This window comes from Photorhabdus sp. RM322S (genome assembly GCF_042879395.1).
GTDB lineage: Bacteria > Pseudomonadota > Gammaproteobacteria > Enterobacterales > Enterobacteriaceae > Photorhabdus > Photorhabdus khanii.
Window position 1 is genome coordinate 1 of record NZ_JBHFKW010000124.1, and the last position, 1,403, is coordinate 1,403.

A 1,403-nucleotide genomic window follows, 5' to 3' on the forward strand; every position below is an offset into this window, starting at 1 on the left:
AAGTCATGGTTAAGTGGGAAACGAGGTGGGAAGGCCCAGACAGCCAGGATGTTGGCTTAGAAGCAGCCATCATTGAAAGAAAGCGTAATAGCTCACTGGTCGAGTCGGCCCGCGCGGAAGATGTAACGGGGCTAAACCATGCACCGAAGCTGCGGCAGCGACATGAATGTGTTGTTGGGTAGGGGAGCGTTCTGTAAGCCTGCGAAGGCGGCGTCGTGAGGCCCGCTGGAGGTATCAGAAGTGCGAATGCTGACATAAGTAACGATAAAGCGGGTGAAAAACCCGCTCGCCGGAAGACCAAGGGTTCCTGTCCAACGTTAATCGGGGCAGGGTGAGTCGACCCCTAAGGCGAGGCTGAAAAGCGTAGTCGATGGGCAACAGGTTAATAGTCCTGTACTGGGTATGACTGCGAAGGGGGGACGGAGAAGGCTAGGCCATCCGGGCGACGGTTGTCCCGGTTTAAGCGTGTAGGTGGAAAGAGCAGGCAAATCCGCTCTTTCGTTGACACTGAGGCGTGATGACGAGCCGCTACGGCGGTGAAGTGGTTGATGCCCGGCTTCCAGGAAAAGCCTCTAAGCACCAGGTCATATCGAATCGTACCCCAAACCGACACAGGTGGTCAGGTAGAGAATACTCAGGCGCTTGAGAGAACTCGGGTGAAGGAACTAGGCAAAATGGTGCCGTAACTTCGGGAGAAGGCACGCTGGCGGTAGGTGAAGGGCCCGCGCCCGGAGCCGAAGCCAGTCGCAGAGACCAGCTGGCTGCAACTGTTTATTAAAAACACAGCACTGTGCAAACACGAAAGTGGACGTATACGGTGTGACGCCTGCCCGGTGCTGGAAGGTTAATTGATGGGGTTAGCACGCAAGTGCGACGCTCTTGATCGAAGCCCCAGTAAACGGCGGCCGTAACTATAACGGTCCTAAGGTAGCGAAATTCCTTGTCGGGTAAGTTCCGACCTGCACGAATGGCGTAATGATGGCCAGGCTGTCTCCACCCGAGACTCAGTGAAATTGAACTCGCTGTGAAGATGCAGTGTACCCGCGGCAAGACGGAAAGACCCCGTGAACCTTTACTATAGCTTGACACTGAACATGGCACCTTGATGTGTAGGATAGGTGGGAGGCTGTGAAGTGTGGACGCCAGTCTGCACGGAGCCATCCTTGAAATACCACCCTTGAATGTGCGATGTTCTCACCCAGGTGCGTGATCCGGACCGGGGACAGTGTCTGGTGGGTAGTTTGACTGGGGCGGTCTCCTCCCAAAGCGTAACGGAGGAGCACGAAGGTTGGCTAATCACGGTCGGACATCGTGAGGTTAGTGCAAAGGCATAAGCCAGCTTGACTGCGAGAGTGACAGCTCGAGCAGGTACGAAAGTAGGTCTTAGTGATCCGGTGGTTCTG

Annotated in this window: 1 rRNA gene; it reads left to right on the forward strand. The window is 55.5% G+C overall.

Annotated elements, in window-relative coordinates:
- Positions 1 to 1,403: ribosomal RNA gene (locus ACGF63_RS22850) — 23S ribosomal RNA — on the forward strand; the annotation flags it as partial.